Raw genomic sequence first — 19,234 nt, forward strand, 5'->3', positions numbered from 1 at the left:
CGGGTGGTCCGGCGGCCGGACGATATCGCCGTCGCCATCGCGATGCGTACCTCCGACGGCCCGTTCGCCGACCCGCGGGTGCGCGAGGCGTTCCGGCTCGCCGTGGATCGCGATGCCATGGTGGCCCAGGTGCTGTCGGGGTACGGCTCGGTCGCCAACGATGTCCTCGGCACGGCCGACCCGTCCTTCGATACGGCCATTCCGCAGCGCACCCGCGATATCGACCGGGCCAGGCGGCTGCTGGCCGAGGCGAAATTCGATACCGCGAAGACCTACCGCCTGGTCACCAAACAGGAAGCGGCCGGCGAGGTCGAATCGGCGAAGGTCTTCGCGACCCAGGCCGAGGATATCGGCGTCCGGATCGAGGTGGCGGTCCAGGAGGCCAACGCCTTCTACGACGACACCTGGCTCACCGCGCCCTTCTACACGGTGAACTGGGGAACCAACGATTCGGTGGTCTTCTTCGCCAGCAAGGTCATGTATTCGCGGACGAAGTGGAACGAGACCGGATTCCGGGACCCCGCCTTCGACAAGGCCTACACCGCGGCCCTGGCCGCGCCCGCGGGCCCGGAGTTCGTCGCGGCGAGCCACGATATCCAGCGGATCCAGCACGAACGCGGCGGTTACATCGTGTGGGGGATGGCCGACGGTATCGACGTCGCCGCGACCGCGGTCCGCGATCTGCCCGAACTCGGGGGATACGGCCGCGTTCAGCTCGAACGAGTCTGGCTGTCGCAGTGAGAGCCGTCGCCGGCGCGGTGGTCCGGCGGCTCGGTCTGCTGCTCGCTCTGCTCGCGCTGGTGTTCGTGGTCGTCGATCTGCTGCCGGGTAACGCGGCGCGCGCGGTTCTCGGCCGCGACGCCGGCGCGGACCGGATCGCCGCCAAGGAGCACGAACTCGGACTGGACCGGCCGCTGCCGGTCCGGTTCGCGGATTGGCTCGGCGGGGCGTCGACCGGTGATTTCGGTACCACCGCGCGGGGACAGCCGGTGAACGAGCTGCTGGCCGACAAGTTCCCGCAGACGTTGCTGCTCGCCTCGATCGCGATGGCCGTCACCGTGGTGATCGCGGCGGTGGCCGGGATGTGGTGGGCGGCGCGGCCCAGCGGATTCGCCGCCCGGATCCTGCAACCGGGTTCGGCCTTCGTCATCGCGGTTCCCGAGTTCGTCGTAGCGACGCTGCTGGTGCTGGTGTTCTCGCTGTGGCTGGACCTGCTGCCCGCGGTGACCCTCACCGACCGGTCCGGGTTCCCGGCCGGCCCGCAGATGCTGATCCTCCCGGTGGCCGCACTCGTGATACCGCAGGCGGGCTGGAATCTGCGAGTGGTGCGCGGGGCGCTGGCCGATGCCGCCGCGGCGCCCCATGTGGACAACGCGGTTCTCAACGGATTGCCGGAGCGGACGGTGCTGATCCGGCATGTCCTGCCCTTCGCGCTGCCGACCATCGCGGCCTCGTTCGCCACCTCGGTGGGCACACTGTTCGGCGGCGCGCTGGTGGTGGAGACCATCTTCAACTATCCGGGCATGGGCGCCATGATCGCCGGATCGGTCTCCGATCGCGATACCGCACTGGTCGCGGCGGTCGTCACGGTCACCGGGGCGACCATTCTGTGCGTCCTGCTGGTCGCCGACGGTATCCGGCTGTGGTCGAACCGAGGCCGGCGATGAGCACCGCGACCGTCTCCCGGCGGCTGTGGCCCGCCCTGGTGCCCGCCGCCGTCGTCGTCGCGGTCGCCGCGGTCGGACCGATACTCGCCCCCCACCCGGCCGATCACGCGGTGGGTATCACCTTCGCCGAGCCCGGTGCCGCCGCATGGCTGGGTGGCGATCGTCTCGGCCGCGATGTGCTGAGTCAGCTGTTGCACGGCGGCTGGGGCCTGCTGCTGGTCAGTGCGATCATCGCGGTACTGGTCACCGGGCTCGCGGCGGTGCTCGGCTCGGTGGCCGCCCTCTACCCGCGCACCGGATCCTGGATCGAACGGACCACCGACCTCGGCATGATGCTGCCGCCTGTACTGGCGATCCTGCTGTTCATGCTCTCCTGGCCGGAGTCGGGGGCCGTGGGGCTGATCGCCGTCGCGGTCATCGCCGGTACGCCGTATACGGCGCGGGTGTTCGCCGCGGCCGCCTCGGGGGTGGCCGCCTCCGGATTCATCGAAGCCGCCCGGGCCGGTGGGGAGCGGCCGGGACATCTCGTATTCCGCGAACTGTTGCCGAATCTGCGCGAAACCCTGCTCACCCAGCTGGGCCTGCGGTTCGTGGAAGCCATGTATCTGGTCAGCACCGCGTCGTTCCTGCAGTTACCGGCCACGCTCGGCGACGCCAACTGGGCGGTGATGGTGCGGGAGAACGCGCCCGGCATCCTGCTCAACCCGGCGGCCGTGCTGGTGCCGAGCCTGGCGATCGGCCTGCTGGCGGTGAGCGTGAACACCGCGGTCGCCGCGTTCGGGAAAGGACGGCGCGGCCTGTGACAGATGGTGTGACGGTGCGCGAGCTGTGTATTCGCTCCGGCTCCGGTGCCCAGATACTGGCACCCACCTCGCTGCTGATCCCGCCCGGCTCGGTCACCGCCCTGACCGGCCCGTCCGGCGCCGGTAAGACCACCCTGATGCGCGCCGTGTTCGGGCAGCTGGCCCCGGGGCTGACCCGGTCGGGCGGATCGGTGCGGGTCGCGGGCCGGGACGTTTTCGCCTTGGACGGTGCCGCCCGGCAAACCTTCCGCCGCCGTCATCTCGCCTACGTGAGCCAGGACCCCGGCGCCGCGCAGAATCCGGCCCACCGCGTCGCCTCGATACTCGCCGAATCCGCGCCCGGGCTCGGTCCGGACGCCATGCGTGCGGCGCTGGCCCGGGTCGGATTGCCCGCCGGCTGTCTGCGGCGGCGTCCCGGCGAACTCTCCGGCGGTGAACAGCGCCGTCTCGCGCTCGCGGCCGCGCTGGTCCGCGACGCCGGGGTACTCGTCGTCGACGAACCCCTCTCGGGCCTGCACGGCGAATTACGCATCGGTATCGCCGATCTACTGCGATCGATCGCCGTCGACGACGGACGGGCGGTCCTCGTCTCCGGGCATCACACCGATCTGATCCACCGGCTGGCCGACCGGGTCGTGGCACTGGGCGAACCACCCCGCGTGCGGGTGGTTCCGCCGGTTCCCACGCCGATGGCCGCGGCGTCCGGCCCGCCGGCCCTGCGCGCCGGTGGGATCCGCGCGACGGCGGGCGGCACGGTTCTGCTGCGCGGGATAGATATCGAGGTCGGCGCCGGAGAGGCGGTCGCGGTCGCCGGTCCGTCGGGGGCCGGGAAGACAACCTTGGCCCGGGTACTGACCGGTATCCACACCGCGGCATCGGGCAGTCTGGAGGTGAACGGGCGGACCCTGCCCGTCGGTGGGGCGCGCCGGTCCCGGCGCGACCGGCGGCGCGTCCAGCTCGTCCCGCAGGACCCGCTGTCCACCCTCAACCCTCAGCGGACGGTGCGGCAGGCACTGGAGCGCCCGCTGCGGCTCGACGGGGTACGGGGACGGACGGAGATCACCGAACGCGCCGCCGGCCTGCTGCGCGATGTCGGCCTGGAGGCCGATCTGCTGTCCCGCTACCCCGGTGAACTCTCCGGCGGCCAGCGGCAGCGGGTGGCGATCGCCCGGGCCCTGGCCGCCGCGCCCGATGTGCTCATCTGCGATGAGATCACCTCCGCGCTCGACGACACCACCGCCCACGCGGTCATGGAACAGATCGAACGTGTGCGGCCCGCCCACGGCATCGGCGTGCTCGTCATCAGCCACGATATGGACCTGATCGCCAGGTACTGCCCACGTATCGTCGTGCTCGCCGACGGCGCCGTCGCCGAGCACGGCGCGACGGCGGCGGTCCTCGCCGACCCCGGTACGGCACATACCCGGGCGCTGCTGGTCCGATGACATCCGGCCCGGAACCGGGAACATCCACGATGGCGGCGTGGTTGCCCGTGACGACCCCGGAGAAACGAGGATGCCATGCCGAAACCGGCCGATGCCGCCTACCACTGGAACGGCGCGGACCTGGATCTGGACCACTACCTGGACCGGATCGGCTACCTCGGACCACGTACGCCCACCCTGGACGTGCTGCGTGATCTGGTGGCCGCGCACACCACCGCCATCCCCTTCGAAAACCTCGAGGCGGTACTGGGCCGCCCGATCCCGCTGGACCTTGAGACATTGCAGGACAAACTGCTGCGCCGCCGCCGCGGCGGGTACTGCTACGAGAACGTCACGGTGTTCGCGGCGGCGCTGGAGCGGCTGGGGTTCGGGGTCACCGGACTCAGTGGACGCGTCACGATGGGGTCCGGTGGGCTGCGCCCGGCCACCCACGCGCTACTGCGCGTCACCACCACCGACGACGACCGGATCTGGCTCGTGGACGTCGGATTCGGCGCCGGGCCGAGCGAACCGTACGCACTGGCCGACAGTCCCGACGAGTTCACTCTCGGCGGGTGGCGTTTCCGGCTGGCCCGGGGCGCCGGTGAACTCGGCGATGTGGAATGGGTACTGCACCAGTTCGCCCGTGACGGCTGGGTGGACCGGTACACCTTCACCCTCGAACCGCAGTACCGGGTGGACTACGAGGTCGGCAACCATTTCGTCTCGACCTCGCCGCGTTCGCCGTTCACGCAGCGCCCGTTCGTCCAGCGGTTCCTGCCCGGCATGCACCACATCCTGGACGGGCGCACTTTGACCACCGAATACCCCGACGGTACGGCCGATTCCCGGGAGATCGACCTCTCGGAATTCCCCAAGGTGCTCGGCGAGGTATTCGATATCGAACTCACCGACGACGATATCGCGGCCCTGCTGCGGGCTCCCTGGGCCACGAGCTGACGGCCGGACGGCAGCACCCGGACCAGCGATACGTCGGCAGCGGCAGGGTCCGGGTTCAGCAGTCGCGCACCATGGTCCGCTGATGGACGCGGGCGCCTCGGTACCGCAGCCCGGGCACGACGGGGGTCGGCCCGTAGGCGATGAACCCCATCCGTTCGAAGAAGCGGACCGCCCGGCCGTTCTCGACCAGGGTCTGCAGATGGCAACCCGGTGCTCCGGCCGCCTCCAGCAGTGCGAACCACCGCCGCATCAGCGCCTCGGCCGCGCCGGTGCCACGGGCTTCCGGGACGACGTTGATATGCAGATGTGCCGGCCAGCGCGGATCGTGGATCTCACCGGCCGCGGATTCGCGGCGCAGTGCGGCGGAGGCGGCGTCCAACGCGCTGCGCGCGAAGAACAGGGCGGGCGCGCGGCGCAGGACGAGCCGGTGCGTGCGGATCGCGTCCTCGATCCGTTTCGACTCGCTCGGAAAGGTCGCGGTGTTCACACAACCGGTGAGATAGCCGACCAGTTCACCGTCCACCTCTGCCAGCAGCAGCGATTCCGGCTCGTGATCGATATACGGTTCGAGGTAGATCATCGCCTCGGATTCCGGATGTCCCCACAGGGTTTCGGTCGGCGAGCCCCGGCCCGCGACCCTGAACAGGCGCCGCAGGGCATCGCGGTCGGAAGCCTCGAAAGCCCGAATCTGCATATCCGACAATCTACTTGGGCTCCGGCCGGTATCAGGCCGAAAGCTCGCGTTCCAGGGGAGTGCGGAAACGCGGGATCGGCCGCACACCGCCGAACCACCCGGCCGCGCGTTCGGTCTCGGCCGCGATGAGTGCTTCGGCCTCCGAGCCGACATCCTCGAGCAGCCGGGTGACGATCTCGCCGTCGGCGCGTTGCCCCCACCCGCCGACGATCCGGCCGTCGTACCAGATGCTGGGCCCGATATTGCCGTTGCGGTCGAACAGCTGCGGTTTATGGGCGCCGAGGTACCAGTCGCGGGACTGCCAGCCCATCGGGGTGGGATCGAGGGCGGGCAGCAGCGCGGCCCACGGCTCCGGCGGCGGCACCGGCTCCAGATCATCGGCCAGGAGCAGGCCCGCGGTGCCGTCCAGATCGACCTCCACGGTGTCCAGACCGGCCAGCGCCTCCCGCACCCGGGTCCGGCTCCAGCCGGTCCACCAGGTGATATCACCGACCGGCGCCGGGCCGAATGAGCGCAGATAGCGCCGGATCAGTTCCCGGCGCGCCACGGCGGCGTCGAGTTCGGCGATACCCCCGGGCAACCAGGCTTCCACCGGCGCCCAGGAGTACTGGCTGCTCGACCAGCTCCCGTTCGGGCGACCGCGCACGATCCGCCCCTGGGTGCCGAGCAGGACCAGCACCCAGGTGGTGATCCCGGTGGGCCGCGAGTACGCCTTGCCGGGGCTCGGGTCGATCCGGGTGGTCCGCAGCGCGGGTACGTCCTTGCCGAGCTGGGCTCCGGTGGCGCTGCCCCGGGCCAGCAGCGCGCGATGGGTCTCGTCGGCGACGGCGGTGAGCCAGCCGGCCGCGTCGCCGTCGCCGATACCGCCCTCGTCCAGGAGCTTGGCGTAGGTGCGATGCTGTTTGACCGCGAGATCCCCGCCGCACGCGGCGTGCAGCACCGGTACCAAATCGACCGGAGCGACGAACATGGTGCGCCGCATCGCCAGCATGCGCAGCAAGAGGCGGTCCTCGTACAGGGCGCGCTCGACCTCGGCCGGGCCCAGCCCCGGCGCCCTGGCCGCCACCGACAGGTGCACGGTCGCGGGATCGGTGGCATGCAGGACCACCAGGGATCGCGCGATCTCGGCCGCATCGCCGCCGCGATCGGCGACGGCCAGCCGGTGCCGGACCCCGAGCCGGGCCCGGCGCTGCGCGACGGTGACGGTTTCCATGGCCCGGATGCTATCGGCGGGCTCCGACAACCGGCGGGCCGAACGCGAATTGCCGACCGGCCCAGCGAGGTTCCCGCTCCGGTGGCCTCCGGCGTGGAATATTCGAAGGATGAGCAGACGTGCGTTGAGCTACTTGGCGGGGGCACTGCTACCGGTATTGACCGCGACCCTGCTGGCCGCGGGACCCGCGGCCGCGGCGGCGACGTGCGCGGTGCAGACCCGGCCCGTCTCGGTCCCGGTCGACGGCGAGCAGGCCACCGGCCTGCTCTTCCAGCCGCACGGCTGCGCCACCGGCAACGCATTGGTGGTGGCCGCGCACGGCCACAACGGTTCCGCCGCCCAGTACTCGGAGTACCTCACCTCGATCGCCGCCCGGACCGCCACGCCCATCCTGTCCATGGACCTGCGCGGCAGCCCGCAGTGGCGGACCGGGGAATGGAATCTGTGGGCGGGCTGGCGGGATCTGGTCGCCGCCACGCAGTGGATCAAGGGTGCCCGGCCCGGGATCGCCCGCACCATCCTGTGGGGCTGGAGCCAGGGCGCCATGACCACGGGGCTGGCCGCCGCCTACGGTCCGGCCGGGCTGTTCGACTACTGGGTCGACACCTTCGGTCCGTCGAATCTGTTCACCCACTACCAGGGCCCGGCCGCGGATTTCCCGGCACTGCAGGCCCAGATCCGGCGCGATGCGGGCGGCTGCGACCCGGTGGCCTGCCCGCTGGCCTACGCCGACCGCTCCCCGGCCCTGCAGGCCGGGCGGATGAACCTGCGGCATGCCTTCCTGGTCCACGGCACCGCCGACGAGGTGGTGCCGTACACGGCCAGTATGCAGATGCGGGCCGCGCTGATGCTCACCGGTAAACCGAGCACGCTGTACTCGGTGGTCAGCGGACGCACCCTCGACGGCGTGATCGAACCCGGCCGCCACAATGTCGGCCCGGTCCTGTTCGAGGCCGGCTGTGTGGTGGAGCGGCTGGTACTGGGCACGGAACCGGTGGACGGCAACCGCGACTACGTGGTGGATGTCGCGCGCGGTATCGTCGCCGCGCCGCCCCCGCCCCCCGATGCCAAATGCGCCGCCTAGGGTCTACCCGGACAACGGCGTAACCGCCGTCGTCCTATCGGCCGCATCAGCGATCAGAGCGATTTCACCCAGTTCGACAGCAGTTGCGCGCCCGCGTCGCCCGATTTCTCCGGATGGAACTGGGTCGCCGACAGGGCGCCGTTCTCCACCGCGGCCAGGAACCGGCCGCCGTGATCGGCCCAGGTGAGCCTGGGCGCGGCCAGATGGTCGCTCGGCGGCAGGTCCCAGGAGCGCGCCGCGTAGGTGTGCACGAAATAGAAGCGGGTGCCGGGATCCATACCCGCGAACAGCACACTGTCCGGCGGGGCGTCCACGGTATTCCAGCCCATATGCGGCAGCACCGGGGCCTGCAGTTTGTCGACCGTGCCCGGCCATTCCCCGCAGCCCTCGGTCTCGACCCCGAACTCCACGCCGCGGTCGAACAGGATCTGCATGCCCACGCAGATTCCGAGGACCGGCCGCCCGCCGGCCAGCCGCTGCCCGATGATGCGCTCACCGCGCACCTCCCGCAGTCCGGCCATACAGGCGGCGAAGGCCCCGACCCCGGGCACCACCAGGCCGTCGGCGGCGAGCGCGGCCTCGGGGTCGGCGGTCACCTCGACGGTGGCGCCCGCCCGCACCAGGGCACGTTCGGCGGAATGCAGATTGCCGGACCCGTAGTCCAGCAGCACCACGGACGTCACAGCGCTTCCTCCTGGATGGCCGCATGCGATCCGCGGAGGCCGGAGCGAAGCCGGAGGTATCGCATCATAATGCACCCTTCGTCGAGGGCACACCCTGCACCCGGGGGTCGGGTTCCACCGCGGCGCGCAGCGCCCGGGCCACCGCCTTGTACTCGGCCTCGGTCACATGGTGCTGGTCGCGGCCGTAGAGCACCCGCACATGCAGCGCGATACGGGCATTGAGGGCGATCGATTCGAAAACGTGCCGGTTCAGGACCGTCGAATACGGGGCTCCGGGATCGTTGCGGCCCCGCACCGGCGAGCCCGGGATCACGGCGTGCAGCAGATGATCCGGTTCGCCGGTGTGCACGCAGTAGGGCCGGCCCGAGACGTCCACGGCCGCGTGCGCGAGGGTTTCGTCCATCGGGATATAGGCGTCGCCGAAGCGGCGGATGCCCTTCTTGTCGCCCAGGGCCTGCCCGAGCGCCTGCCCGAAGACGATGGCGGTGTCCTCGACGGTGTGATGCGCCTCGATCTCGATATCACCGTCGGCGCGCACCGTCAGATCGAAACTGGCGTGGGCGCCGAGCGCGGTGAGCATATGGTCGTAGAACGGCACGCCGGTGGCGATATCGGTCTGTCCGGTGCCGTCCAGGTTCAGCTCCACCACGATGCTGGATTCCCTGGTGGTGCGCTCCACTCGCGCGGTTCGGTTCATACTCACTTCCGTCTCGGCGCTCACCGGAGCGCGATCAGTTCGGTGGCGGCCAGTTTCGCACTCACCCGCAGGAACTCGTCGTTCTCGGCGGCCAGGCCGATGGTGGCGCGCAGATGGCCGGGGATGCCGACATCGCGGATGAGCACGCCCTCGTCGAGATAGTGCTGCCAGGCGCGCGACGCGTCGGTGAAGGTGCCGAAGAGCAGGAAATTCGCGTCGCTGGGGACGACATCGAAGCCGAGCCCGGTCAGCGCCGCCGCGACCCGGTCGCGTTGCGCGGCCAGTTCCGCGACACTGCCCAGGGTCTCGTCCGCGTGCCGCAGCGCGGCCCGGGCCGCGGCCTGGGTGACCACCGACAGGTGGTAGGGCAACCGCACCAGCAGCAGCGCGTCGATGACCGCGGGCGCGGCCACGAGATAGCCGAGCCGGCCGCCCGCGAACGCGAAGGCCTTGCTCATGGTCCGGCTGACCACCAGCTTGGCGGGATAGCGGTCGATGAGCCCGATCGCGCTGGGCCGGGCGGAGAACTCGCCGTAGGCCTCGTCCACGATGACGATCCCGGGCGCGGCGTCGAGGATCCGGATCAGTTCGGCATCCGGGATACTGTGCCCGGTGGGGTTGTTCGGGCTGGTCACAAACACTACGTCGGGGTGGCGTTCGGCGATCGCGGCGAGGGCGGCGTCGATATCGATACCGAAATCGCCGGCCCGCTTCGCTTCCACCCATTCGGTATCGATGCCCTCGGAGATGATCGGATGCATCGAGTACGACGGTACGAAACCCATCGCCCGCCGCCCGGGCCCGCCGAAGGCCTGTAGCAGCTGCTGCAGGATCTCGTTGGAACCGTTCGCGGCCCACACATTCGTGGTATCGACCGGTACGCCGGTCTGCCGGGTCAGATAGGCGGCGAGGTCGCCGCGCAGGCCCACCGCGTCGCGGTCGGGGTACCGGTGCAGATCGGCGGCCGCCGCACGCACCGCGCCGGCCACATCCTCCACCAGCGCACGGGTCGGCGGGTGTGGATTCTCGTTGGTGTTGAGCTGCACCGGGACCTTCAGCTGTGGCGCCCCGTAGGGGGACTTACCGCGCAGGTTCGCCCGCAGCGGCAGCGCGTCGAGCCCGATACCGGCTCCGGGAATCCCCGGGGCGGCGCCGGTGGCCGCCTCTGTCGCGCGCCCGTTCACGACAGCGTCTCGAAACGCGCGCGCACGGCCTGCCCGTGGGCGGGCAGATCCTCGGCTTCGGCCAGTGCCACCACATGACCGGCGACATCCTTCAGCGCGGCCTCGGTGTAGTCGACCACGTGGATACCGCGCAGGAAGGTCTGCACGCTGAGCCCCGAGGAATGCCGGGCACAGCCGGCGGTCGGCAGCACATGGTTGGATCCGGCGCAGTAGTCGCCGAGACTCACCGGTGCGTAGGCGCCGACGAAGATCGCGCCCGCGCTGCGTACCCGCGCCGCCACGGCCGCGGCGTCGGCGGTCTGGATCTCCAGGTGCTCGGCGGCGTAGGCGTTCACCACCCGCAGACCCTGGTCGATATCGTCCACCAGCACGGTGCCCGACTGCGGGCCGGTCAGCGCCGCGGTGACCCGGGTGGCGTGTTTCACCACGCTCATCTGGGTGGTGAGGGCGGCGTCCACCGCGTCGGCGAGCGCGGGCGAATCGGTGACCAGCACGCTGGCGGCCAGGACATCGTGCTCGGCCTGGCTGATCAGGTCGGCGGCCACATGCACCGGATCGGCGCCGGAGTCGGCGAGAATCGCGATCTCGGTGGGGCCCGCCTCGGCGTCGATACCGACCAGCCCGCGGCAGAGACGTTTGGCGGCGGTCACGTAGATATTGCCGGGACCGGTGATGAGGTCGACCGGGGCGAGCGCGGCGCCGTCGGTATCGGTACCGCCGTAGGACAGCAGCGCGACCGCCTGGGCGCCGCCGACCGCCCAGACCTCCTCGACACCCAGCAGCTTCGCGGCGGCGAGGATGGTGGGATGCGGCAGCCCGCCGAACTGTTCCTGCGGCGGTGAGCTCACGACCAGCGATTCGACGCCGGCGGCCTGGGCGGGGACCACGTTCATCACGACACTGGACGGGTAGACGGCGTTACCGCCGGGCACGTAGAGGCCGACCCGTTCCACCGGAACCCAGCGTTCGGTGACGGTCCCGCCGGGCACCACCTCGGTGGTGGTATCGGTCCGCCGCTGGTCGGCGTGCACGGTGCGGGTGCGGTCGATCGCGACCTCGAGGGCGGTCCGTACCGCCGGATCCAGCCCGGTGAGCGCGGCGTCCAGTTCGGCCGCGGGGACCCGCACGGTCGCGGGGGAGACCCTGTCGAATTTCGCGCCGAACTCCAGGGCGGCGGCCGCGCCGCGATCCCGGACCGCTTCCACGACCGGCCGCACCTGATGCAGTACCGAATCCACATCGACCCCGCCGCGCGGCAGCGCGGTGCGCAATTGCGCGGTGGTCGGAGTGCGACCGCGTAGATCGACGCGGGCGAGCTCGATACGGGATGTCATGGTGGTGTCGATCCTTGTCCGGCGGGCTGGGTAGCTGCACACACTCGGTGCCGTACCAGCCTAGTAGGTGCCCGCACGCGGATTTCCGCCGCAGTCCGCGGCCGGCGGCCCGCCCGGAGCCACCGCGGGCCGGTCCGCCCGTGCCGGATCAGGTGACGCGGGTGTAGACGATATCCAGTTCGTGCTCCCAGCTGCGCGGATCCAGCTCGGATTCCGACCGCTCCCAGGTGGCGCGCAGCGTGTTGCCGCTCTCGTCGAGGCTCCCGGTGAACCGCTGGGAATCGCCGGGAGCGTCGCGCCACACCCGCCACAGCGGTCCGTCGAAGGAACCCTGGTACACGCGATGCTCGCCGCGCTGGTCGTACTGCAGGATCATCAGCCGGTCCTGGTAGAGATCATCGGCGCCGACGATCCAGGTGCGGCCGAGACCGGGTTCCGGCGCCGTATAGCGGACCGACAGGAACCGGGCGTCAGGCACCCAGCCGATCGTCGTATGCCCGGTCATACCGGGGTAGAGATCCGAGGTCGTCGTCCAGTCCCCGACCATCCTGGACAACGCCTCGAGTGCCGATTCGGTCATCTGCGCGTCTCCCATCGGTACGGCGTACTCGGAGTCGGGCTACAGCGGAGTGCGGCTACAGCGGGTTCATCTACAGCGGCGACGCAGTTCGGGGACCCCGTCGCCCTCGAGCTCGTCCAGCACCACCGGACGGCCCACCATGGCCAACGCTAGCGCCTCACCCCGGCCGCGCACCTCCGGTCCGGTACCGGTGACCCAGTCGAGATCTGTCGCGACGAACCGTAACCCTCGCGTCAGCCGCCACGGGCGGGCGAACGGATCCGGCCGGTCGAGTACCGCCCGCAGCCGGTCGGCCGGGATCTCGCGGTCGCGGCCCAGCGGCCGGCGGATGTCCTGCTGGTGCACGAACAGGTCGGCGAGTCCGAGCCGGGGCCACAGCCGCGAGACCGTGCGCGGCGCGGCGGTGAATTCGGCCAGCAGTTCGGCCGGGGCGCGCCGGGCCCCCTCGGCCGCCATCGCGTTGTTCACCCCGTCGATCGAGAACCGGTGCCGCAGCGCGATCCGGGTGTATTCGCCCAGCGAGATGACGTCGTAGCGCAGATGACCGATGATCTCGCGTACCCGCCACCGCGCACACAGGGTGGGCGCGTCCCATTCCGCCTCCGACAGTTCCCCCAGCAGGGCGGCCATTTCCGCGCGCTCGTCGGCGAGCATCCCCCGGATATCCATGGCACGCAGTCTATCTCGCGACGCGTTCCCCGGACCGCGGATGTGGTGCCGGTACCGGTCGACGGCGCGGGGTGGTGGGGGATCAGGAAATGCGGGTGTAGGTCAGATCGAACTCGTGTTCCCAGTCCCGCGGATCGCTGGCGGAATCCGACCGTTCCCAGGTCGCCCGGAACACATCTCCCGATTCGTCGATGGTCGCGGTCAGCCGCTGCGACGCGCCGGTGGCGTTGCGCCATACCCGCCACAGCGGTCCGTCGAAGAAGCCGTAGTAGACCCGGCGGCTGCCGTCCCGGCCGTGCTGCAGGATGGCCAGGGAGTGCGCGTCACCGTCGTCCGCGCCGATCACCCAGGTCCGGTCGGCGTCGGCCGCCGGCAGTGTGGTGGTGAGCACCAGGAAGGATTCACCGTTGAGCCATCGGATGGAGGAGTGGCCGGTACGGCCCGGAATCTGCGGGCTGGTGACCTCCCAGTCGCCCACCATCCTCATCAGCTCACCCAGCGGCGCCTCGGTCATCCGTGTCTCCCATCGCTCGGTGCGTCAGGAATCTCGACGACGGTGTCGGCGGCCGGCCGCTACCCTTCGCGTGTCGTCGGGGACCACGGTACGGCCCGCGACGGCGGGAACCGCGGTATCGCCGTGATCACCCTCCACCGAGAGCGACATTTGATCCGATCGAGATCCCGATGTGACGGAACCCGGCCGGACGGACGCCTCAGCGGGTATCGCTGTCGATGAGCAGTGCGCCGCCGGAAGCGACGACCCGCAGCGTGGGATTGCGGGTCTGCCCGCCGTAGCTGAGGTTGTTGACGCGCATATCCACCGAGCCGTCCGGGTTGTTGCCCTGGAAGGCCTCGATCCGGTTGAAGCTCTGCACCGTGCGCGTCGACCAGTAGGTCTGGAATTCCTGCTGGCTGCCGTACACCTGCTGCGCGGCGGGGGTGAGCAGCCCCCACGAACCGGCCGGATCGAGATAGAACTGCTCGATCATCTGGCCGGCCGGTACCCACTCCACCTGGCCGGTGCTGGGTGTGGCGCCCAGGCCCGGGCTGCTCGTGGCGGTACTGCCCGGCGATTGCGGGGCGGTGGAGGTGGCGGAGGTCTGCGCCTGCGCGGAACCGCCGTCCCCGGAATCGGAGGAGTTGAAGAACAGCACCCCGCCGACCACCGCGGCCCCGGCGATACCGCCGATGAGCACCGCGCGCTTGACCCCGCCGCCACCGGACGATGCCTTGCCCTGCACCGGCTGCGTCGTGGTCGGCGGATGGCCGGCCCCGTGCCGGGGCGGGCGGGTGTCCTGGAGATCGCGGCCCGCCGCGCGCGGTTCCGGCCGGCGCCGGGCGGGACCGGCCTCGGCCGCGCCCCGGGGCCGGACCGGCGCGGGCGATTCCATCGTGCTGACCGCGGCGCCGCCGCCGTGCCCGTTGTGGTTGCCGCCGTTGCGGTCGAACGCCTCCCGGGCCGGGACGAATCCGGCGTGCTCGGCCGCGGAGTCCTCGTAGGCGAACCGGGCCAGTTGTTCGCGCGCCTCGCGCATGGTCGGCCGCAGCCGGGGATCCGCCTCCAGCAGGTCCAGCAGGAAATCGGTGGCCGGACCGGCGTTCTGCGGATCGCTGACCTGCCCGTTCGCGGCGGCGTACAGCACCTTCAGCGGATTGCCGGAGCCGAACGGAGGTTCGCCCTCCAGCGCGTGGAACAGTGTCGCGCCGAGCGCGAACACATCCGCGGCGGGAGTCGGGTCGGCGCCACGGGCGACTTCCGGCGCCAGGTAGGCGGCGGTACCGCAGATCAGGCCGGTCTCGGTGAGGGTCACATCGCCGGTGGCGCGGGAGATTCCGAAATCGGTGATCTTGACGGTGCCCTGGTCGTCGAGCAGTACGTTGCCCGGCTTCACATCGCGGTGCACGATCCCGGCCTGGTGGGCGGCGATCAGCGCCGAGGCCACCTGCTCACCGATCCGGGCCACCTGGGTCAGCGGTAGCGGGCCCTGCGCCGAGAGCACCATCGCCAGGCTCCGGGACTTCATGTACTCCATCACCAGGCACGGATCGCCACCGTGCTCGGTGATATCGAAGACCACGATGGCATTCGGGTGCTGGAACCGGGCCGCGTTGCGGGCTTCCCGGGTCGCGCGCTGGCGGAGCACATCGCGCTCCGCGGGCGGCAGACTGGGTTTGATGTGGATCTGCTTGATCGCCACCGACCGTTGCAGACGCTCGTCGACGGCACGCCAGACCACGCCTGTGCCGCCGCTACCAATCTGCTCGACCAGGCGGTAGTGATCCGCGATCAACTGACCGGTATCGATGGCGCCTACTCCGAACCTTCTCGAAATCGTGACATGCCGCGTACTTGACCACTCACGCGTTCGGGACGAGTGTAGCGGGCACCTCGACCGCCCCAGTGGGTGATATCACTTTAGCGGCCCCGCGCGGGAGCGCTCGCGGCAGTGGGTACCGGCGAGGGCGGCCGCCGGACCGGATGGGCGAACGCCGGGCAATCGGCATCGCCGGGCGCCGCGCGCGGATAGCGGATGGGCCCCGCCGCACCGCACCAACTAGGCTGTTCCGAGTGAGTCTTGTGCTGCTGCCCGCTGTCGATGTCGCCAATGGAGAGGCCGTCCGCCTGGTACAGGGCGCGGCGGGCAGTGAAACCAGTTACGGGTCCCCGCGCGATGCCGCCCTCGCCTGGCAGCAGGACGGCGCCGAATGGGTACATCTGGTCGATCTGGACGCGGCGTTCGGCCGCGGTTCCAACCGGGAACTGCTCGCGCAGGTCGTCGGCGAGCTCGATGTGGCCGTCGAACTGTCCGGCGGCATCCGCGACGACGAGTCGCTGAAGGCCGCCATGGCCACCGGCTGCGCCCGGGTCAACCTGGGCACCGCCGCGCTCGAGGACCCGCAGTGGTGTGCCCGGGCCATCGCGGAGTACGGCGACCGGGTCGCCGTGGGCCTGGATGTGCAGATCGTCGACGGTGAATACCGGCTGCGCGGACGCGGCTGGGTGAGTGACGGTGGCGATCTGTGGGAGGTGCTCGAACGGCTGGAACGTGACGGTTGCTCCCGCTACGTCGTCACCGATGTGACCAAGGACGGCACCCTCACCGGCCCGAACCTGGATCTGCTGCGCGAGGTGACCATGGCCACCGACGCGCCGGTGATCGCCTCGGGCGGGGTCTCGGCGCTGGCCGACCTCACCGCGATCGCCGAACTGGTGCCCGAGGGTGTGGAGGGCGCCATCGTGGGCAAGGCGCTGTACGCGGGCCGTTTCACGCTGCCCGAGGCCTTGGCCGCTGTCCGCTGACCGGCATCCGATCCGCGATACGAACGAGACCCCCGATACGAACGAGACACTGAGGCGATGACGAGGGCAGATACCGAACTGGCCACCCTGATGGCCACCGCCGCCGAGGTCCTCGACGGGGTGAGCGCGCGGTTCCTCGAGGGCCGCGGCGCCCCCAGCGCGGTCGCCAAGGGGTCCAAGGATTTCGCCACCGAACTCGACCTGGAACTCGAGCGCACCATCTCCGCGCAACTGCTCGATCGCACCGGTATCGATGTGCACGGCGAGGAATTCGGCGGTCCGGCCCTCACCGACGGCACCGCCTGGGTGCTCGACCCGATCGACGGCACCTTCAACTACTCGAACGGCCATCCGCTCACCGGTACCCTGCTGGCCCTGGTGCGCGACGGTGAACCGGTGATCGGTCTGGCCTGGTTCCCGCCGCTGGACCGCCGGTACGCCGCGGTCGTAGGCGGCCCGCTGTTGCTCGACGGAGTGGCGCAGCCGCCGCTGGCCCAGGGTCTGCTGGACGAGGCGATGATCGGCTTCGGCGCCTTCAACATCGAATCCACCGGCCGGGTCCCGGGTCTGTTCCGGCACCGGGTGCTCGGCGCGCTGAGCAGTTTGTCCTCGCGGGTGCGGATGCACGGGTCCACCGGGGTCGACCTGGCGTTCACCGCCGACGGCACGCTCGGCGGGGCCATCGTGTTCGGGCACCACCCCTGGGACAACGCCGCGGGCGCACTGATGGTGCGCTGTGCCGGCGGCGTGGTCACCGACCTCGAGGGCCGGGACTGGACCATCGAATCCGGGTCGGTCCTGGCGGCCGCGCCCGGCGTGCACGCCGAATTGCTCGATATGATCGCCGCCACCCGCGGCGCCGTGCAGACCCCCACGCCCGCCGGTGACGCGGCGGCCGCCCGGGGCGGCGCCGGGCAGGCGGACCGATGAGGCGATACCCGCGCCGACCGTTCGTACCGCAAGCGAAGAGGACCTCATGACACTTGCCACTCGCGTCATCCCGTGCCTGGACGTCGACGCCGGGCGCGTGGTGAAGGGCGTGAACTTCCAGAATCTTCGCGACGCCGGCGACCCGGTTGCGCTGGCCGCCGCCTACGACGCGCAGGGTGCCGACGAGCTCACCTTCCTCGATGTCACGGCCTCGAGCGGCGACCGCGGCACCATGCTCGACGTGGTGACCCGAACCGCCGAGCAGATCTTCATCCCGCTCACCGTGGGCGGCGGGGTCCGCACGGTCGACGATGTGGACCGGCTGCTGCGGGCGGGCGCGGACAAGGTCTCGGTGAACACCGCCGCCATCGCCCGGCCCGAGGTGCTGCACGAGATGTCGCAGCGGTTCGGGTCGCAGTGCATCGTGCTGTCGGTGGATGCCCGCACGGTGCCCGACGGCGAACCCGATACCGCGTCGGGCTGGGAGGTCACCACCCACGGCGGTCGCCGGGGGACCGGTATCGACGCGGTGGAATGGGCCGAGCGCGGCGCCGAACTGGGCGTGGGGGAGATCCTGCTCAACTCGATGGACGCCGACGGCACGAAATCCGGTTTCGACCTGCCGATGATCACGGCGGTCCGGGCCGCCGTCTCGATCCCGGTGATCGCCTCCGGCGGCGCGGGCGCGATCGAGCATTTCCCGCCCGCGGTCCGGGCCGGCGCCGACGCGGTCCTGGCGGCCAGTGTGTTCCACTTCGGCGAACTGACCATCCCGCAGGTCAAGGACGCGCTGCGGGCGTCGGATCTGGTGGTGCGCTGATGGCGCTGGATGCGGCGATCGCGGCCCGCCTCAAACGCACCGCGGACGGTCTGGTGGCCGCGGTCGCGCAGGAGCGGTCCACCGGCGCGGTCCTGATGATGGCCTGGATGGACGACGAGGCGTTGGCGCGGACCCTGGCGACCCGCCGGGCCACCTACTATTCGCGCTCGCGGCAGCAGTACTGGGTCAAGGGGGAGACCTCCGGGCACACCCAGTACGTGCACGAGGTCCGGCTGGATTGCGACGGTGACACCGTGCTGCTGGTGGTGGACCAGCAGGGCGCGGCCTGCCACACCGGTACGCACACCTGTTTCGACAGCGATGTACTGCTGGCGGCCGATCCGGCGGCGGGACGGTAGCGGCCGCGCCGCCCGGCACGATCCGCCGGTTCAGCGCCGGGAATCGGTGGGCGCGGGCTGCCCGGAGCCGCCCAGCACGGTGGCCAGATGGGTGGTGAGGGTTTCGCCGAGATCGGCGAGGGCTTCGGTCTGATCGGCGTCCAGCCCGTCGAACACCAGCCGCCGGACCACGTCCATGTACCCGGGCGCGGCCTCCACGACCTTCTGATATCCCTCGTCGGTGAGTAGGGCCAGCACACCGCGGCGGCCGGTGGTCGCCGTCCGGGTGGCCCAGCCCATTCGCTCCAGTTTCGACACCACATGCGAGAGCCTGGATAGCGATGAGTTAGCTCGGTGGGCGAGCTCGCTCATCTGCAGTCGGCGATCCGGGGCCTCCGAGAGGAGCGTGAGCACCCAGAACTCGAAATGGGTGACGCCGGATTCGCGCTGCAGGTCGGTGTCCAGAGCGCCCGGCAGGCGATTCAATAGTGCGACCACCGCGCGCCAGGCGCGTCCTTCGATCGGGTTCAGCCACTCCGTCACTGGTCCGCCTTCTCTCCGGCCCGGTGACGAAAGCGGCAGTGGTCACCCGGCTACAGAGAGTTTGCCACGACTTCGCTCGATCATGTGGCATCTACGAAACTATGGTGAGGTCATTCACAACCGTAGTGGCCGTTACGGTTACGCCTGCGCGCGTTCGCGCAAGAACTCCAGCGCCCGGTCCGCGTGCACATTCGCGCGGAGTTCACTGCTGATCACCTCGAGGACCCGGCGGTCGGTATCGAGGACGAAGGTGTGTCGTTTGACCGGCATGAGTTTGCCCAGCAGACCGCGTTTCACGCCGTACTCCTCG

General features: G+C 70.5%; 21 protein-coding genes and 1 pseudogene. 10 read left to right on the forward strand and 12 right to left on the reverse strand.

The window, feature by feature from the left end:
• The 5 genes from ACWDU1_RS13225 to ACWDU1_RS13245 form a co-directional block, all read left to right on the forward strand.
• Nucleotides 1-741, forward strand: a 741-nt coding sequence (locus ACWDU1_RS13225) for an ABC transporter substrate-binding protein (protein WP_449998307.1), incomplete at its 5' end; no start/stop codon positions are given.
• Complete coding sequence (locus tag ACWDU1_RS13230; protein ID WP_449998309.1) at nucleotides 738-1,667, forward strand: ABC transporter permease; 930 nt, start codon at nucleotides 738-740, stop codon at nucleotides 1,665-1,667. The genes ACWDU1_RS13225 and ACWDU1_RS13230, both read left to right, overlap by 4 nt.
• The gene (locus ACWDU1_RS13235; RefSeq protein WP_449998311.1) at nucleotides 1,664-2,470 is read left to right on the forward strand and encodes an ABC transporter permease; all 807 of its coding nucleotides are present in this window, start codon (nucleotides 1,664-1,666) and stop codon (nucleotides 2,468-2,470) included. Before ACWDU1_RS13230 ends, ACWDU1_RS13235 begins: the two co-directional genes overlap by 4 nt.
• Nucleotides 2,467-3,915, forward strand: a complete 1,449-nt coding sequence (locus ACWDU1_RS13240; RefSeq protein ID WP_449998313.1) for an ABC transporter ATP-binding protein — start codon at nucleotides 2,467-2,469, stop codon at nucleotides 3,913-3,915. The genes ACWDU1_RS13235 and ACWDU1_RS13240 overlap by 4 nt, the downstream gene beginning before the upstream one ends.
• Before the next feature lie 75 nt (nucleotides 3,916-3,990).
• Nucleotides 3,991-4,854 (forward strand): arylamine N-acetyltransferase family protein, encoded by an 864-nt coding sequence (locus ACWDU1_RS13245; protein ID WP_449998314.1) that lies wholly within the window; start codon nucleotides 3,991-3,993, stop codon nucleotides 4,852-4,854.
• A 55-nt stretch (nucleotides 4,855-4,909) separates the two neighbouring features.
• Here the strand turns inward: ACWDU1_RS13245 and ACWDU1_RS13250 are convergent, their stop codons facing one another.
• Together ACWDU1_RS13250 and ACWDU1_RS13255 are read right to left on the reverse strand one after the other, a co-directional pair.
• On the reverse strand, nucleotides 4,910-5,548 hold the full coding sequence (locus ACWDU1_RS13250) for a GNAT family N-acetyltransferase (RefSeq protein WP_449998316.1): 639 nt from the start codon (nucleotides 5,546-5,548) through the stop codon (nucleotides 4,910-4,912).
• A 31-nt stretch (nucleotides 5,549-5,579) separates the two neighbouring features.
• Nucleotides 5,580-6,761, reverse strand: a complete 1,182-nt coding sequence (locus ACWDU1_RS13255) for a winged helix DNA-binding domain-containing protein (protein ID WP_449998318.1) — start codon at nucleotides 6,759-6,761, stop codon at nucleotides 5,580-5,582.
• 109 nt (nucleotides 6,762-6,870) lie between these two features.
• Here ACWDU1_RS13255 and ACWDU1_RS13260 point away from each other — a divergent pair, with 109 nt between their 5' ends.
• The gene (locus ACWDU1_RS13260) at nucleotides 6,871-7,845 is read left to right on the forward strand and encodes an alpha/beta hydrolase family protein (protein WP_449998320.1); all 975 of its coding nucleotides are present in this window, start codon (nucleotides 6,871-6,873) and stop codon (nucleotides 7,843-7,845) included.
• 53 nt (nucleotides 7,846-7,898) lie between these two features.
• On the opposite strand, the gene hisH is transcribed toward ACWDU1_RS13260, so the two are convergent.
• The 8 genes from hisH to ACWDU1_RS13300 all read right to left on the reverse strand — a co-directional run bounded on the left by hisH (nucleotide 7,899) and on the right by ACWDU1_RS13300 (nucleotide 15,283).
• On the reverse strand, nucleotides 7,899-8,519 hold the full coding sequence (hisH, locus tag ACWDU1_RS13265; RefSeq protein ID WP_449998341.1) for an imidazole glycerol phosphate synthase subunit HisH: 621 nt from the start codon (nucleotides 8,517-8,519) through the stop codon (nucleotides 7,899-7,901).
• 73 nt (nucleotides 8,520-8,592) lie between these two features.
• The gene (hisB, locus tag ACWDU1_RS13270) at nucleotides 8,593-9,225 is read right to left on the reverse strand and encodes an imidazoleglycerol-phosphate dehydratase HisB (RefSeq protein WP_449998322.1); all 633 of its coding nucleotides are present in this window, start codon (nucleotides 9,223-9,225) and stop codon (nucleotides 8,593-8,595) included.
• A gap of 20 nt (nucleotides 9,226-9,245) precedes the next feature.
• Nucleotides 9,246-10,364, reverse strand: a complete 1,119-nt coding sequence (locus ACWDU1_RS13275) for a histidinol-phosphate transaminase (RefSeq protein ID WP_449998343.1) — start codon at nucleotides 10,362-10,364, stop codon at nucleotides 9,246-9,248.
• Nucleotides 10,365-10,405: 41 nt separating this feature from the next.
• Nucleotides 10,406-11,743, reverse strand: a complete 1,338-nt coding sequence (gene hisD / locus ACWDU1_RS13280) for a histidinol dehydrogenase (RefSeq protein WP_449998324.1) — start codon at nucleotides 11,741-11,743, stop codon at nucleotides 10,406-10,408.
• A 148-nt stretch (nucleotides 11,744-11,891) separates the two neighbouring features.
• Nucleotides 11,892-12,323 (reverse strand): hypothetical protein, encoded by a 432-nt coding sequence (locus tag ACWDU1_RS13285; RefSeq protein WP_449998326.1) that lies wholly within the window; start codon nucleotides 12,321-12,323, stop codon nucleotides 11,892-11,894.
• A gap of 66 nt (nucleotides 12,324-12,389) precedes the next feature.
• Nucleotides 12,390-12,992 (reverse strand): maleylpyruvate isomerase family mycothiol-dependent enzyme, encoded by a 603-nt coding sequence (locus ACWDU1_RS13290; protein ID WP_449998328.1) that lies wholly within the window; start codon nucleotides 12,990-12,992, stop codon nucleotides 12,390-12,392.
• A gap of 82 nt (nucleotides 12,993-13,074) precedes the next feature.
• Complete coding sequence (locus tag ACWDU1_RS13295) at nucleotides 13,075-13,506, reverse strand: hypothetical protein (protein WP_449998330.1); 432 nt, start codon at nucleotides 13,504-13,506, stop codon at nucleotides 13,075-13,077.
• A gap of 199 nt (nucleotides 13,507-13,705) precedes the next feature.
• The gene (locus tag ACWDU1_RS13300) at nucleotides 13,706-15,283 is read right to left on the reverse strand and encodes a serine/threonine-protein kinase (RefSeq protein WP_449998332.1); all 1,578 of its coding nucleotides are present in this window, start codon (nucleotides 15,281-15,283) and stop codon (nucleotides 13,706-13,708) included.
• A gap of 278 nt (nucleotides 15,284-15,561) precedes the next feature.
• On the opposite strand from ACWDU1_RS13300, the gene priA reads away from it, so the two are divergent.
• Genes priA through hisI form a run of 4 tightly spaced genes read left to right on the forward strand, consistent with a single transcriptional unit; the run spans nucleotide 15,562 to nucleotide 18,402 of the window.
• Nucleotides 15,562-16,293, forward strand: a complete 732-nt coding sequence (gene priA / locus ACWDU1_RS13305) for a bifunctional 1-(5-phosphoribosyl)-5-((5-phosphoribosylamino)methylideneamino)imidazole-4-carboxamide isomerase/phosphoribosylanthranilate isomerase PriA (protein ID WP_449998334.1) — start codon at nucleotides 15,562-15,564, stop codon at nucleotides 16,291-16,293.
• Between the two features lie 57 nt (nucleotides 16,294-16,350).
• On the forward strand, nucleotides 16,351-17,223 hold the full coding sequence (locus tag ACWDU1_RS13310; RefSeq protein WP_449998336.1) for an inositol monophosphatase family protein: 873 nt from the start codon (nucleotides 16,351-16,353) through the stop codon (nucleotides 17,221-17,223).
• A 46-nt stretch (nucleotides 17,224-17,269) separates the two neighbouring features.
• A complete protein-coding gene (hisF, locus tag ACWDU1_RS13315; protein ID WP_449998337.1) occupies nucleotides 17,270-18,043 on the forward strand; it encodes an imidazole glycerol phosphate synthase subunit HisF in 774 nt (257 codons plus the stop codon).
• Nucleotides 18,043-18,402: a phosphoribosyl-AMP cyclohydrolase gene (hisI, locus tag ACWDU1_RS13320; protein ID WP_449998338.1), complete on the forward strand. Its 360-nt coding sequence runs from the start codon at nucleotides 18,043-18,045 to the stop codon at nucleotides 18,400-18,402. The genes hisF and hisI overlap by 1 nt, the downstream gene beginning before the upstream one ends.
• 30 nt (nucleotides 18,403-18,432) lie before the next feature.
• Here the strand turns inward: hisI and ACWDU1_RS13325 are convergent, their stop codons facing one another.
• Both ACWDU1_RS13325 and ACWDU1_RS13330 read right to left on the reverse strand, forming a co-directional pair.
• The gene (locus ACWDU1_RS13325) at nucleotides 18,433-18,924 is read right to left on the reverse strand and encodes a MarR family winged helix-turn-helix transcriptional regulator (RefSeq protein WP_449998339.1); all 492 of its coding nucleotides are present in this window, start codon (nucleotides 18,922-18,924) and stop codon (nucleotides 18,433-18,435) included.
• Nucleotides 18,925-19,062: 138 nt separating this feature from the next.
• Nucleotides 19,063-19,234 (reverse strand): annotated as a pseudogene (locus ACWDU1_RS13330) (peroxiredoxin); the annotation flags it as partial.

Source organism: Nocardia sp. NPDC003345, assembly GCF_053589395.1.